Annotated in this window: 15 protein-coding genes; 7 read left to right on the top strand and 8 right to left on the bottom strand. The window is 45.2% G+C overall.

The window, feature by feature from the left end; all coding sequences use genetic code 11:
• The coding region (locus RIM23_RS15870; RefSeq protein ID WP_446368169.1) for a hypothetical protein at nt 1-183 on the top strand (183 nt) is incomplete at its 5' end.
• Here the strand turns inward: RIM23_RS15870 and tsf are convergent.
• The 3 genes from tsf to rpsB form a co-directional block, all read right to left on the bottom strand.
• Complete coding sequence (gene tsf, locus RIM23_RS15865; protein ID WP_446337842.1) at nt 143-757, bottom strand: translation elongation factor Ts; 615 nt, start codon at nt 755-757, stop codon at nt 143-145. The two genes, RIM23_RS15870 and tsf, sit on opposite strands and share 41 nt — an antisense overlap.
• A 164-nt stretch (nt 758-921) precedes the next feature.
• Entirely contained in the window at nt 922-1,356 is a 435-nt protein-coding gene (locus RIM23_RS15860) for an IS607 family transposase (RefSeq protein ID WP_446368168.1), read from the bottom strand.
• Between the two features lie 58 nt (nt 1,357-1,414).
• The gene (rpsB, locus tag RIM23_RS15855; RefSeq protein ID WP_446368167.1) at nt 1,415-2,281 is read right to left on the bottom strand and encodes a 30S ribosomal protein S2; all 867 of its coding nucleotides are present in this window, start codon (nt 2,279-2,281) and stop codon (nt 1,415-1,417) included.
• A gap of 124 nt (nt 2,282-2,405) precedes the next feature.
• On the opposite strand from rpsB, the gene RIM23_RS15850 reads away from it, so the two are divergent.
• Entirely contained in the window at nt 2,406-3,581 is a 1,176-nt protein-coding gene (locus tag RIM23_RS15850; RefSeq protein ID WP_446368166.1) for an aminotransferase class V-fold PLP-dependent enzyme, read from the top strand.
• 80 nt (nt 3,582-3,661) lie between these two features.
• Here RIM23_RS15850 and RIM23_RS15845 read toward each other — a convergent pair whose 3' ends face one another.
• Nucleotides 3,662-4,429: a tetratricopeptide repeat protein gene (locus RIM23_RS15845; protein WP_446368165.1), complete on the bottom strand. Its 768-nt coding sequence runs from the start codon at nt 4,427-4,429 to the stop codon at nt 3,662-3,664.
• Nucleotides 4,430-4,825: 396 nt separating this feature from the next.
• Here RIM23_RS15845 and RIM23_RS15840 point away from each other — a divergent pair, with 396 nt between their 5' ends.
• The 4 genes from RIM23_RS15840 (at nt 4,826) to RIM23_RS15825 (ending at nt 9,847) form a co-directional block, all read left to right on the top strand.
• A complete protein-coding gene (locus RIM23_RS15840) occupies nt 4,826-5,476 on the top strand; it encodes a sigma-70 family RNA polymerase sigma factor (RefSeq protein WP_446368164.1) in 651 nt (216 codons plus the stop codon).
• Between the two features lie 23 nt (nt 5,477-5,499).
• Nucleotides 5,500-6,441, top strand: a complete 942-nt coding sequence (locus RIM23_RS15835) for a DUF1822 family protein (protein WP_446368163.1) — start codon at nt 5,500-5,502, stop codon at nt 6,439-6,441.
• Nucleotides 6,442-6,758: 317 nt separating this feature from the next.
• A complete protein-coding gene (locus tag RIM23_RS15830; RefSeq protein WP_446368162.1) occupies nt 6,759-9,089 on the top strand; it encodes a CHASE2 domain-containing protein in 2,331 nt (776 codons plus the stop codon).
• Nucleotides 9,090-9,148: 59 nt separating this feature from the next.
• Nucleotides 9,149-9,847, top strand: coding sequence for a DUF928 domain-containing protein (locus RIM23_RS15825; protein ID WP_446368161.1), 699 nt, complete (start codon nt 9,149-9,151; stop codon nt 9,845-9,847).
• Here RIM23_RS15825 and RIM23_RS15820 read toward each other — a convergent pair.
• The 3 genes from RIM23_RS15820 to RIM23_RS15810 all read right to left on the bottom strand — a co-directional run bounded on the left by RIM23_RS15820 (nt 9,844) and on the right by RIM23_RS15810 (nt 11,452).
• Entirely contained in the window at nt 9,844-9,987 is a 144-nt protein-coding gene (locus tag RIM23_RS15820; RefSeq protein ID WP_446368160.1) for a hypothetical protein, read from the bottom strand. The two genes, RIM23_RS15825 and RIM23_RS15820, sit on opposite strands and share 4 nt — an antisense overlap.
• 85 nt (nt 9,988-10,072) lie before the next feature.
• Nucleotides 10,073-11,056 (bottom strand): hypothetical protein, encoded by a 984-nt coding sequence (locus tag RIM23_RS15815; protein WP_446368159.1) that lies wholly within the window; start codon nt 11,054-11,056, stop codon nt 10,073-10,075.
• Between the two features lie 144 nt (nt 11,057-11,200).
• The gene (locus tag RIM23_RS15810) at nt 11,201-11,452 is read right to left on the bottom strand and encodes a hypothetical protein (protein ID WP_446368158.1); all 252 of its coding nucleotides are present in this window, start codon (nt 11,450-11,452) and stop codon (nt 11,201-11,203) included.
• A 114-nt stretch (nt 11,453-11,566) separates the two neighbouring features.
• Here RIM23_RS15810 and RIM23_RS15805 point away from each other — a divergent pair, with 114 nt between their 5' ends.
• On the top strand, nt 11,567-12,235 hold the full coding sequence (locus RIM23_RS15805) for a Fe2+-dependent dioxygenase (protein ID WP_446368157.1): 669 nt from the start codon (nt 11,567-11,569) through the stop codon (nt 12,233-12,235).
• A 118-nt stretch (nt 12,236-12,353) separates the two neighbouring features.
• On the opposite strand, the gene eno is transcribed toward RIM23_RS15805, so the two are convergent.
• Entirely contained in the window at nt 12,354-13,652 is a 1,299-nt protein-coding gene (gene eno / locus RIM23_RS15800) for a phosphopyruvate hydratase (protein WP_446368156.1), read from the bottom strand.
• Between the last annotated feature and the right edge of the window lie 508 nt (nt 13,653-14,160).

The following is a 14,160-nucleotide window of genomic DNA, read 5'->3' as shown; positions in this document are numbered from 1 at the left end:
ACTTGTATTTACATTACCACAATAGTAGAACGTTATCCGAATTATTTGACTGGCGAATTTATTCGCTACCTAGACGGTTCGCTCGGTTTCATCTCCCAGCTAAAGAGCGTGGGAGCCTTCACCCATCGCTTGAACGGTAAGTTTATTCTGATTCAATCCCCTCACCCAAAACATAACGGGTAAAGCGACGTACTTGGATATTTTCCCCCAACAGGGAAATGGTTTCTTTGACCAACTCTTCGACGGACTTGCTTTGATCCCGGATGTAGGGTTGATCAATTAACGATAATTCTTTCAACCGTTTCTCAATCCGACCCTGAACAATCTTCTCTTTAATATTATCCGGTTTCTTTGCCAGGTCATCGCGCCCCATTTCAATTTCTTTTTCCCTTTGGGCAACAGCGGCTGGGATATCATCCACCGACACATACTCGACATTCGGACAAGCCGCAACTTGCATCGCAATATCCTTAACCAAGGCTTGGAATTCCTCGCGACGGGCAACAAAATCCGTCTCGCAGTTAACTTCCACTAAAACACCAACTCGTCCCCCCGTGTGGATATAGCTACCGATAATTCCTTCAGCCGCCACCCGACCGGATTTTTTCTCGGCTGAAGCAATCCCTTTCTGACGTAGCCATTCGATGGCTTTGGTCATATCGCCGTCATTTTCTTTGAGCGCTTTTTTGCAGTCCATCATGCCTGCGCCAGTTTTTTCCCGTAACTCTTTGACGAGTTTTGCTGATATTTCCGCCATCTTGCCTTTATTCCTCCTTTGTTGTTTGTCGGTGCCGGTGAACAACGGACAGATAACCCCAGTGTATCGGGTAGACCTGCAAATGCCTCATTGCTTATTCTTCGCTGTGCAACATTTAACCTGACTAAAGCGCTTAAACAGCAGCATTTAGAGTAAGTACAGCATCACCAGTAATGGTGAAGGCAGTTGCCTGCAAAGCTCTCAACATAATCTTTCGAGAGTCGGTCTGGGTGGGCAACCACAAGGCGTTGGACATCGCCTGTGAGAATTGAGTCCAAAATGGCAAGGAATTTTCGCCGCCTAAAATTAAGCCCGGAGCCAATGTCTGATAAAAGTTCCGCCTCTGGAAATCTCGAACGAAGGAATTCAATTTGTCGCTCAAGATCGTCACGTTGGGAATGAGTCGAGACTCTCGCATCGCAAACAGTGACAACTGTTTTGGTTGCTCTGTGTGCTCTTTCGACCTCTTTGAGATCGTAGCGCCTTTGTCCACCAGGGGTTCTGATGGCTCTGAGTTTTCCTTCTGACTCCCATCGTCTGAGACTGGAAACATGGACTCCGAGGATTTTGGCGGCTTGTTTTGGTGTGACATAACTCATCTAAAACCGCTTAAATCTGCTCATTCTCGTATAGTAGATTTAAGCAAGGATAAGCGTTTTAACGAGCTATTTCGTTACCTAGTGTTACGTCCTCGTCCTCCTCGGCGCTGTCCTCAACTTCCTCGGCGCTGTCCTCAACTTCCTCCATGTCTGACTCAAAGGAGTCCACATCGTCGCTGTAATCGTCTTCCATCTCGTCTAGGGCTTGGGCAAACTCTCTCTCCTCGTCGTCTGTCTCCAGTTGACCGTGACGCCCTTCATAGATGGCATCGGCTAACTTGCCAATAATTAGTTTAATCGAGCGAATCGCATCGTCATTGGCGGGAATCGGAATATCGACCACATCCGGGTCACAATTCGTATCAAGCATCGACACCACGGGAATGCCGAGTTTTTCACATTCTTTGATGGCATTGTATTCCCGGCGCTGGTCAATGATGACGACAATGTCGGGGATTCGCCGCATCATTTTGATGCCACCCAGATATTTTTGTAGCTTGCCCAGTTCACGGCGCAGTACGGCTGCTTCTTTTTTCGGCAAGAGGTCAAGAGCGCCACTTTCTTCGCGGCGTTCGAGTTCTTTGAGTCGTTCAACCCGCCCTTTAATCGTTTCCCAGTTGGTCAACATTCCACCCAACCAGCGTTGGTTGACGTAGTACGCGCCACAACGACTGGCTTCTTGGGCAATAATTCCCGCCGCTTGCCGCTTGGTACCGACAAAAAGACAGCGTTTACCTTGTTCTACAGCGGTTCGCATATAGCTGTAGGCTTCTTCCATCAACTGGGCAGTTTGCACCAAGTCAATGATATGAACTCCATTCCGGGCAGTATAAATGTACTGATCCATCTTCGGGTTCCAACGGCGGGTCTGATGACCAAAGTGAACCCCTGCCTCCATCATTTGAGCCAAAGAGACGACTGGCATAATTAATTTAAACTCCTTAATTCGGGTTTATCCTCCATTCAGGCGGATTTCCTGTGAGGGAAACACCCGAAACCCTGAATGTGCGATTTGTGACAACCTTCATAAGGTAACATAATTTTTGCTCATGACATTGGATTGGCAAGGCGCCCGTCAAGACACACCGGGCTGTGAGACTGTTTTACATTTCAATAATGCGGGTGCAGCATTAATGCCAAAGTCGGTTTTAGCGGCTGTGGTTGGGCATTTACAGTTAGAAGCCCAAATCGGTGGATATGAAGCGGCGGCACAGCAATTTGAGGCAGTGGAACGGGTTTATGATGCGGTGGCGACTTTGTTAGGATGTCAGCGCCAGGAGGTTGCCATGATTGAGAATGCTACAAGAGCCTGGGATATGGGGTTTTATAGCGTTCCTCTTGGAAAGGGCGATCGCATTCTTACGGGTGTATCGGAATATGGTAGTAATTTCATTGCTTTTCTGCAAGTTGCCCGGAAGACAGGGGCAATGATTGAGGTGATTCCGAATGATGAATTTGGACAAATTTCCATTGCTGGATTACGCCAAGCGATTGATGAGCGGGTGAAGTTAATTGCGATTACCCATGTTCCCACCAATGGCGGGTTAGTTAACCCAGCCGTGGAAGTGGGGAAACTGGCAAAAGAGGCGGGTATTTTATATTTACTCGACGCCTGTCAATCGGTGGGGCAAATGCCCATTCATGTGCATGAAATTGGCTGCGATATGCTCTCAGCTACGGGACGTAAATACTTACGCGGACCCAGAGGAACTGGATTTTTGTATGTCAGAGAAGGGGTTATTTGGCAATTAGAACCGCCTTTTTTGGATATGCAAGCGGCTGAATGGGTGAGTCGGGATACATTTAAAATTCGTTCAGATGCCCGTCGGTTTGAAAATTGGGAAACGAACTATGCTGGAAAAATTGGTTTAGGGGTGGCTGTTGATTATGCCTTAAGTTGGGGATTGGCAGCGATTGAACGCCGGATTTGTGTTTTAGCTGAAAGATTGCGTGATCAACTCAAGGATATTAATGGGGTTAAGGTTCAGGATTTAGGTCAGCAAAAATGTGGGATTGTTAGCTTTACGGTGGAGGGGAAAGAACCAAGTGAAATTAAGCGATTACTGAGTCAAGAAAAGATTAATATATCGGTTTCTTCCGCCCAAGGTACGCGATTAGATATGGATGCACGGGGGTTTACGTCTGTGTTAAGGGCTTCGGTTCATTATTACAACACTGAAGCCGAAGTTGAGCGATTTTGTAGGACATTGGCGTCTTTGGTTTGACAGGGAACAGGGAACGGGGATAAGGCGGATGGCAGCAAAATTGTCGGGTATAGTTTAAGAATATTGCCCCGACAGGGTTTCTATGGGTGTTGGTTTGTGGGATCTCGGATACCCTTGGCGTCTTTTGAAGATTCAATCGGTGAGATCGTGCTTTCTTTCTCTCCTAATTTATCCAGCGCTACACCCCAGTTGTACCAGGCTAATTGGTAATTGGGTTTAATTTGAATCGCTTTCTCATAAGATGCGATCGCACTTTCATAGTCTCCCAGATTCCCCAGGGCTAAACCCCGATTATTCCAGGCTTCGGGGTAGTCGGGTTTAATTTGAATCGCTTTCTCAAAAGACGCGATCGCACCGAGAAAATCCTGGGCTTTCAGTTGCTGTTTCCCTTGATTTAACAAAGCTGCGGCGGCATCGCCCTCGGCATTTTCCCATTTATCCTCGTCCCCCTTATCTTCTTGTTCTTCCTCCCCTTTCCCTGATGGTTTCGCCAACAAATCCTGACCAATCTCTGCGGCAATTTCCCCCAATTCTCCACATCCTACCCCACTCATCTGCAATAACTGCCCAGCAAACTGATGATCCGCTTCTGGCAATTGCCGCAACTGCTGCCCATACTCAAAAAGCCACACCTTAAAATAGCGATCGCTGCTTTGATATCCCAAATGTTGTAATATCTGTTCCCGGTTCCATCCCTGATTCACCCCAGTTAGCAGTTGCCGAAATAGCTGCTGATACTCTGCATCACTGAGGCGTTTTTGAAGCCGCCTGTGTCGTTTTGGTTTGAGGAAGGGCGGTAAGATTGGCTGAATTAGCCGCACTAGCCATTGCCAAAACCGCTTAATCATCTGCTTGTCGGGAAAGGGTTTATTGTTTTAGTTATATCTTTGATTTATCGTCCTTGGGTGAATAATGTCTGATGCGATCGGGGGAAACTGTTCAGAGGGGGGATTTTTTGGGAAACGCAGAGGTTCGCAGAGGTGGACGCAGAGGTTCGCAGAGGGGGAGGAGTGTGATTGGAGTTCATGATGTAGAGACGTGCTTTTGAAGCATCTCAGAGGCGATTCACACTTAATTTCTTCCCCCAATACCGACTAGCTGAAAGGGAGTGAGGTTCTGTTAAACTTTTGTAAAGATTTTCCCCACCTTGCATAAAATCGCCCCTGAATTGGTGAGACCTCTATGAACAGAGTTAAATCGGTGTATCAACTCAATTTCAGGTAACTGATGTACGAACCCTATCTATGAATGCCATAGACCAACAGTTAAAGCAACTGGCACAGGACGCACAGCAGCATCCTCCCCGAAGTAAACAACGACAGCAAGCTTTAGCCAAGCTATTGGGTGCTATTCAGCAGTCCGGTAAACTGACTCGTCCCTATCCCGGACAATTCCACGGATTTTATGAGGATATTTATGATGAAGCCAAGCAACGCCTATTTTGTTATATTTGCGAAAGGATTGATGATTATAACCCTAGTTTTGAAGTTTTACAATGGATAAACTTTATGCTAAAGCATCGATTTTTTATGGAAGCCAGTCGTTCTATGATGCCAACCCTGCATAAAGGAGTCGATGCTAAACAAGTCAAACGTTTAACCCTGGATGACTTAGAGAAAAACAATCCAGCCGAAGTTGCTCCGCAGTTGACGCCCTCTCTGTTACAAGAAATCATTCACTATCTAGAAACTGACCCCGAAGGACTGTTTAATCAAACCTATACGTCCAATCAGCCAGCCGCTAATTTTCAATTTTTAGCCCTTAAACTTTTATCCGGGTACTCTTGGAAGGAAATTTCCGAAGAATTAGGAATTAAGATTTCTACCTTAAGCAGTTTCTACCAGCGCTGCTTAGCTAAATTTAGTCCCAAGTTAAGAGAATATTTATCATCATAATCTCCCCTGAGGCAAAGAACACAATGTTAAACACCACGAATGAACCCCTCATGCTGACTGTCCCCCTGACATTAGAAGCCCATCAAATCGCTCAACAGTTTCACCAACAGCATTGCCCCCAAAAGGCAAAACAAGTTTACCTGAATACATTAGCTGTCTATGCTGTCAAGACTTCTCTAAAATGCCTGGGAATTCCGACAAACTGGCAGGCGAGTGATAGTTGGAATCCAATCATGCAAACCTTGGAAAATACAGCCGACTTATTGATTAAAGATATTGGCAAATTAGAATGTCGTCCCGTCTTACCCAACGCCGCTAGCTGTCATATCCCCGCAGAAGTTTGGTCTGACCGGATTGGTTATGTAGCCGTTGAATTGAATCAAGCCTTAACTGAAGCCAAATTACTGGGATTTTTGCCCAGCGTTAACACCGAAGAAATTCTCCTAACTCAACTTAAATCACTGGAACATTTATTAGACCATCTCAATCCATCCAGACAACCCATACAAATCAGTCAATGGCTACAAAACATTTTTGATGTCGGTTGGCAGACTGTGGACACATTATTCGATTCCTCGCCAACAGGACTCGCCTTTAATTTTAGAAATTATACGCAAATAGCCACCCATTTATCAGAACCATCCGATCTTAAAATTATACGGGGTAAGCGGCTGACGTTAGGACGCCGATATGATGATGAACAAGTCATATTAGTCATGGATTTGACACCAACCCGATCATCAGAACTCGATATTTCGGTTGAAATTTATCCGACCAATGGTCAATCCTATCTACCTAAAAATCTGCGACTGATGATTCTTGATGATACAGGAGAAACAGTGATGCAAGCTGAAGCCAGAAGCACTAAGCAAATTCAATTACAGTTTAGTGGAGAAGCCGGAGAATGCTTTAAAGTCAGGGTGGCGTTAGCTGATATTAGCATGACGGAAACCTTTATTATTTGAATAGACCATTCGCTTCGTTATCAATGGACAATTAATAATTGATAATTGACAATTGATTAATTGGGTCTAAGACCTCTTCGTTTACGAAGAAATTAAAAAAGATTTTTCTTAATTTCAATCCTATTCTTTTAAGGAGAGGTCATTATCCATTGTTCATTATTCATTGTAAATTTGTGAATTGGGTATGGTTGTATGTAGGGGCGGGTTTGACTACTATCATTTCTTACCTAACCACGATGTAACTAAACCCGCCCCAGTGTTAAGTGTTCCAAAATAGCTATATTCATCGTTAGTCCCTGTTCCCTATTCCCTGAAAAATGACAAATGACACCACCAACAAAAAATTAGTAATTTTGAAACTCGATGGGGATTTTCAAAGTCACGGATTTCGAGTAACATTAGCGATTGGTTGGGATGGCGCCCCCCCAGACATTGAATTACAAGGAATATTAAACGCAGCGCCTGAATTTGCCGATCGCATACAATCTCATTGGCAGCATAAGTATCGTAGCATTAGCGCCCCCTATCGGATTAAACCCAAAAAAATTATCTATGATGGTTCAGTAAGCCAGCGCCTGAGGGACTGTCAAGACTCGGCGAATGAACTGCGCGATCGCTTGCGAACCTGGTTAGATGGGGAAGGGTTTCGCCCCCTGGATCGACGGTTAAGGGAAGCCCTCAGTCCTCAGGATACGATTCGCTTCCTCGTATCCACCAGTGACCCCCACTTACAAAAACTTCCTTGGCATTTGTGGGACTTTTTTGACCATTATCCGAAAGCGGAACTGGCGTTAACTGATCCTCAGTTTGAACGTCCTCCCCAATTTACCTCAAATCGCCGCACGCCTAAAGTAAAAATTTTAGCCATTCTTGGTCATAGCCAGGGAATTGATATTGAAAGCGATCGCAAATTACTCGAAACTTTACCCCATACAGATATTACATTTTTAGTCGAAAAAAGCCGCCGGGAAATTAATGATCAACTCTGGGAAAACCATTGGGACATCATTTTTTTTGCCGGACATAGTGAAACCGAAGGCGAAACCGGGCGGATTTATATTAATCAAACCGATAGTTTAACGATTAATGAACTCTGGTATGCGCTAAGAAAAGCCGTAGAACGAGGATTAAAACTGGCTATTTTCAACTCATGCGATGGCTTAGGTTTAGCCCGACAACTGGATGATATCCAGATTCCACAAATGATTGTCATGCGGGAATTAGTTCCCGATCGCGTAGCACAAGAGTTCCTCAAGTATTTTCTCACTACCTTTGCCCAAGGTCAACCTTTCTATTTAGCTGTAAGAGACGCCAGAGAACGACTACAGGGATTAGAAAGTCAATTCCCTTGTGCCAGTTGGTTACCCGTAATTGTCCAAAATCCTACCCAAGTTCCGCCAAATTGGAACGACTGGATTAGCCCCACTAAAGCCAAACCTGTTAAGCAGAGACGGCGAGGTTGGCAATTGGTACTAGGTGCGAGTGTCATGGTTACCAGTTTAATCCTGGGAGTGCGATCGCTAGGGTGGTTACAATCGACAGAACAACAAGCCTTTGATCAACTACTGAACATGCGCCCCACGCCATCCCTTGATCCTCGGTTATTGATAGTTGAGGTAACCGCCAAGGATATCAACAATTTAGGCGGTGAATATCCGCTACACGATCGCACCCTGCTAAAACTATTGCAAAAACTCCAAACCTATCAACCCCGCGCCATTGGCTTAGATATCTTTCGCGATCGCCCAGAGGGAGAAGGGCGGGATGAATTGGTACAATATCTACAAAAGAGCGATCGCGTGATTCCCATCTGTGTCATCCCGTCTCCCCAAATCCCCGAAGGCGTTGCTTCTCCCCCTGGAATTCCCAAAGAACACTTAGGGTTTGCTGATATTGTGGTTGATCCAGATGGAATTGTTCGGCGTCATCTCATCGCCATGAAACCGCCAGCGGTATCCTCTTGTTCCACCTTCTATTCCCTGAGTTTTCAATTAGCCCGACAATATCTGCAAGCTGAGGGAATCTCACCTGAATTTATCTCAGAAGATCGCTGGCAATTAGGTTCAGTTACCTTAACCAATTTAAATGCCAACCCAGGATTTTACCAGCGCAGTGTCGGATTAGAAGGATTTCAACTATTACTCAATTACCGTTCTCCAGAATTTGCCAAAACGATGGTAGAACGAGTGACTCTGAGTGATATTTTTGCCAATCGCGTAAATCCTGATTTTTTGCAGGATAAAATTATTTTAATTGGCATGACCGATCCCACGATTAAAGATGAATTCCAAAGTCCTGGCAATCATAAAATTCGGGGGCTATTCCTGCATAGTCAGATGGTTAGTCAGATTATCAGTGCGGTTACTGGAGAACGCCCCTTGCTAGCGTTTTTGCCCCTCTGGGGAGAAATCCTCTGGGTGTGGATTGGGTCGATTCTTGGCGGTGCGATCGCGTGGTACTATCGAGAGTCACGGTTACGTTTGGGATTAGGAGTAGGAATCTCTATAATAACCATTAATGGTATAGGCTGGTTTATTTTAATTCAAACTGGGAGTATAGTACCCATAGTTCTGGCAACGCTAGCTGTATTTGCTGCAAGTGGGAGTCTTGTGGCTTACCAGACATTTAAGCATCCGCGATCCGATTAAATTCCTTAAACATGACTGTACTAAAACTTGCTTTAATCCTTGCTATAACAGTTCTTGAATTGACAAATCATCGATCCCTTGTCCAAGCCTATCCCATTCAAAAATTAGCAGATATTAAACAAGATCCGCCCGTTCGGGATAGACCGAATGATGATCGCAAACCTGCCGGAACTCGTGGACCCTGTGAAAAGACCAAACAACCGTTTACACCGTTATTACCCATTGCCAACTCTGGCGTCAAGTTTTCTGGCTTTACCTTAAAAGAATATCCCACATTTTGGTTTTATATTCCCTATCAGAGTAGCACTATTAATCGAGGCGCATTTTTTCTAGAAAATTTGCAGGAAGAAACTCGAACCTATCAGGTCAATTTCCAGCTTCCTGAAACACCGGGTTTTGTCCAGATTAGCCTACCAACCACAGCCAAACCCCTAGAACTGAATAAACAGTATCGTTGGCAGTTCACCCTTTATTGTGAAACAGGTGATTCGATAGATTCCTCTCAAGTCGTTTGGCATCAAGGCTTGATTGAAAGGCTTGATCCCCAACCTTTAGAAACTCAAATGGCAACAGCTTTGGTGATCGATCGGATGGAATTTTATCGGGATAATCGTCTTTGGTACGATATCTCAGCAGATTTAACCCAAATCTATACTTTTCCTCTCGCTTGGCGTTATTTGTTACAAGCCATAGATTTAGAGGAACTCCAACAAGAAGCGATCGCGGGTTCAGTTGAGCCCATTAAAGATTCCGATTAATAGGGTGTGTCGGTTGTGTCGGTTGTGTCGGGTGTGTCGGGTGTGTCGGGTGTGTCGGTTTTGTCGGGTGTGTCGGTTTTGTCGGGGGTGTCGGTTGTGTCGGTTTTGTCGGTTGTGTAGGGTGTGTAGGGGCGAAGCATTGGCGCAGTTCAATGAACGGCGGGTTACATAAATTTCAGACGCCAATGCTTCGCCCACCCTCATGTAGGATGTTCAATTGTAGTATCACCGAACAATACAAACACCCCCAACTTGTACGGTACAAGATTCTGGTTTTTTAACAGGTTCTAAACTCTGAGTCCTGGCATTATAAGTATATTCACCCGCCGGAAAAACCCGGTTAGGATCAGCACAATAGCGATAGGTTTGTCCACCTTCTGGATAGGAGACAACCACTAAGGAACTGGTAGCTGGGGGACAGGTACTGAGTACATTTAATCCATAATCATCTTCCAATTTTTCTTGGCGGGGATCTGTCGTTTGATTGGCGGCGGTTTGAGTTCCAGGGCGTCCCGGTTTTAAGGTTTCTGTACTCGCGTCGTAGGTATACTGTCCAGCTTGGAGGAAACGGTTGGGATTGGCGCAATAGGTATAGGTTTGATTCGATTCCGGAAAAGACACAACAACCAAAGAACCCGTCGCCGCCGGACAGTTTTCTAACACTCTCAATCCATAGTCATTTTGTAGCAATTGTTTTCGTTTATCCGTAGTTTGATTAGAGGAGGAGGGTTGATTCGAGGGATTATTGGCGATAGTTCCGGGTGTAATTCCGGAAAGGGAAACCGTATATCTGCCTCTGGTATTATTTCGACCTAAAACGAGGAGTTTGTATTCGCCACTAATGGGTACTTGGTATACTAAAAGATTGGTTTTGTCGTTGTAGGCGACTTGGTTGCCAGTTTGAGAGGAACTCAGGACTAAAATTGGCGAGAGTGTACTACCTTCTTCTGGCTTAACATTGATGCGAACGGTATCCCCTTGTTGTGCATTAAACAGGTATTCTTCACCAGCAGCGGTTTCCATCGGGGCGTTGGGTAGCAAGTCGTTGCGATAGCGGAAGCTGGGAGCATTGGTTTGGATAAACCCACTAACGTTATCATTATTGTTTAGCTTCGTAGCGGCGGCGGCGGTATCGATAAAGATGGATAAGATTACCCCACTGATAGCGAATGGGGTAGCGATTCGATTAATTACTGTTTGGTTAAACATGCAGGCTAAAAATGACCAACGTCAGTTAGGGACAGACTCTATCGAGATAGAGTTCCCCAGATGATCATAACTCAGAATTTGCTGCCAACAAAAAATATTCATTGCTGCCGATGTATGCCCATTATTCATCAGCAACGACTTAGATCAACTGCCTTCACCACCTTCACCACCTTCGTTCTCTTCTGCGTTTTCATCCTCTTCATCTTCTTCTTGATCTTCTTCACCCTCTTCGCCACCTTCCTCGGCGTTAAGATCATCATCCTCTTGCATTTGCTCCGTTTGCGGGGCACCTTCCTCAGTTTCACCATCTTCTGTACCTAGGTTGCTTGCATCACACGCACCAAGGGTAGCGGCTACAGTTAACGCCAAAAATAATTGGATGGTCTTTGATTGCATTTTGATACTCCTCAATTGATACTCTAGAACCTTAAGGGTAAGTTAGACCGCTTTTAACTATAATATTATTTGGACAAATTAGCAAATAGTCGTCCCTGCACATATTCTTTTACTATGATTTTTGCCATTAATGAGGTTCTAAGTAAAGAGGAACTAAAAATGATAATTGAGACTTTGGATCAAGCGGATTTTGTGGATGGTAAAACTACGGCAGGATGGCACGCAATTTTTGTTAAAAATAATATGCAGCTTAACAGTAATGCCACCTATGTTAAAAAATTACGCGAACTTATTAAGACTGTCCTAAAACGCAATGCTTTATTTCAAAGTGCAATCCAGCCTAAAATTATTCACTCGATGCTATTTAGCCGCTATGAAAAAGGGATGTCCTACGGCAGGCACGTTGATAATGCATTCATGGGTAATCAGGAGTTTTGGCGCTCTGATGTTTCTTTTACCCTATTTCTCAGTTCGCCATCCACTTATAAAGGTGGCGAGTTAGTGATTGAATGCACCGATGATGAACGTACCTACAAACTTGAAGCCGGGTCGATGATTGTTTACCCATCTTCAACGTTACATCGGGTAGAGCCTGTGACTCAAGGGGTGAGGTTAGCAGTCGTAGGCTGGGTTCAGAGTTTGGTTCGTGATCCGAATGAACGAGAAATTTTGTTTGATTTGGATACAGCTCGCCGAGCAATTTTTGCTAAAGAAGGGAAGAGTATAGAGTTTGATTTGCTCTCGAAAAGTTATGCAAATCTGTTGCGTAAGTGGGCAAATTAAATGAATCCTGATTATGTTAATGCCGTTTATTTTAATTCAAATCTCATGATCGAATGAGGCGCACCGATGTGCGCCCCGACAGGGATTTAATATCCTGCCAAACTATTGGAAATGGGAATTATTTGGCAATTTTTGGTCCCATACCAATCTTACCTGCATAGATGGCGCGATCGCCGAGTTCATCTTCAATCCGCAGGAGGCGGTTATATTTGGCAACTCGTTCACTGCGACAGAGGGAACCGGTTTTAATTTGACCCGCACGAGTGGCGACAGCTAAATCCGCGATCGTGGTATCTTCGGTTTCGCCAGAACGGTGAGAGATAACGGAACGGAAGCCATTGCGGGTGGCGAGTTCGATGGCTTCTAAGGTTTCGGTTAAGGAGCCGATTTGATTTAGCTTAATTAAGATAGAATTCCCAGCGGCTAAATCAATCCCTTTTTGCAAGCGAGTGGGGTTGGTGACAAATAAATCATCCCCGACTAATTGGATGCGGGAACCAAGTTTTTCGGTCAGCTTTTGCCAATTATCCCAATCGTCTTCATGTAAGCCATCTTCAATGGAAACAATCGGATATTGACTGACTAATTGATCCAGATAATCAATAAGTTCACTCGGGGCGTGAGATGACCCTTCATAGAGATATTGCCCATCTTTGTAAAATTCACTGGCGGCGACATCCATGGCTAACGCCACCTGTTCCCCTGGTTTATAACCCGCTTTTTCAATCGCTGCAATCAGAAATTCCAAAGCGGCTTTATTGGACTCTAAGTTAGGCGCATAGCCCCCTTCATCACCCACACCGGATAACAGCTTTTTCTCTTTCAACACTTGAGAGAGGGCGGCGAATACTTCAGCCCCCCAACGCAGCGCCTCTTGAAATGAATCGGCACCTACAGGGACAATCATAAACTCTTGAAAGTCCACATTATTATCCGCATGGGCACCACCGTTAATCACGTTCATTAACGGTACAGGGAGAAGATTGGCAAGGGGTCCACCTAAATAGCGATAGAGGGGAAGTTGCAATTCATCCGCTGCGGCTTTAGCATTAGCCAGAGAAACTGCCAGGATAGCATTAGCACCCAGTTCATTTTTGTTTTGGGTACCATCCCGATAAATCATCGTCTGGTCAATGGTTGCTTGGTCTAGAGCGTCCATGTCCAAGAGTTCGGGGGTGATTTTCTCTTTGATGTTACGGACCGCCTTGAGGACGCCTTTACCGTTGTAGCGATGAGAATCACCATCTCGCAGTTCGTGGGCTTCAAAGGAGCCGGTAGAGGCACCACTGGGAACTTGCGCCAGTCCGATGGCACCACTGGCGAGGCGAACTTCGGCTTCCACGGTGGGACGTCCTCGGGAGTCGAGAATTTCTCTGGCGTCAATGGCTTCAATCGGAGCTTCGGGTTTATCTAACATGCCTTTTCCTCTAAATTACAATGACTTCAGGGTTCAGGATACGCCTGAAGTCGTGGACAAACAAGTGGGCTTAAGGATGTTTTCGATCCCCAGGGCTCATATCCGGACTTATGATCGGGTATGCGATCGCTCAAATCAGTGAATGGAGTCCTAGTAGTGCCTGCGCCCGTTCCTGGTAAACTGATGCGGATGCTCATCCGTTACGTTCCCAGGCAATAGCAATGGGAAGCATGTCAACGCAAGTAGGTTGGGTTGAGGTACGAAACCCAACGAGAGCAGGTTAGCTTGAAGGTTATGTGCTTTCCCTGACATGCTCCCTAGCAATGTCAAAAATAAGGCACGGCAATGCCGTGCCCCTACGTGAACATTGAACAAAAGTTGAGCGCAGTCCCCATCTAAAATCGCAAGATTTAGGTGGGGGAAAGCGAAACACTAACAATTTTGGTAGAATTCCGACAGGTACGGCGGCATTTATTTGTTCGGCACGACCTACAGAACCTAGAAAACT

Source organism: Coleofasciculus sp. G3-WIS-01 (genome assembly GCF_040223135.1).
Taxonomy (GTDB): domain Bacteria; phylum Cyanobacteriota; class Cyanobacteriia; order Cyanobacteriales; family Coleofasciculaceae; genus Coleofasciculus.
This window is presented reverse-complemented; position numbering and strand designations above follow the sequence as displayed.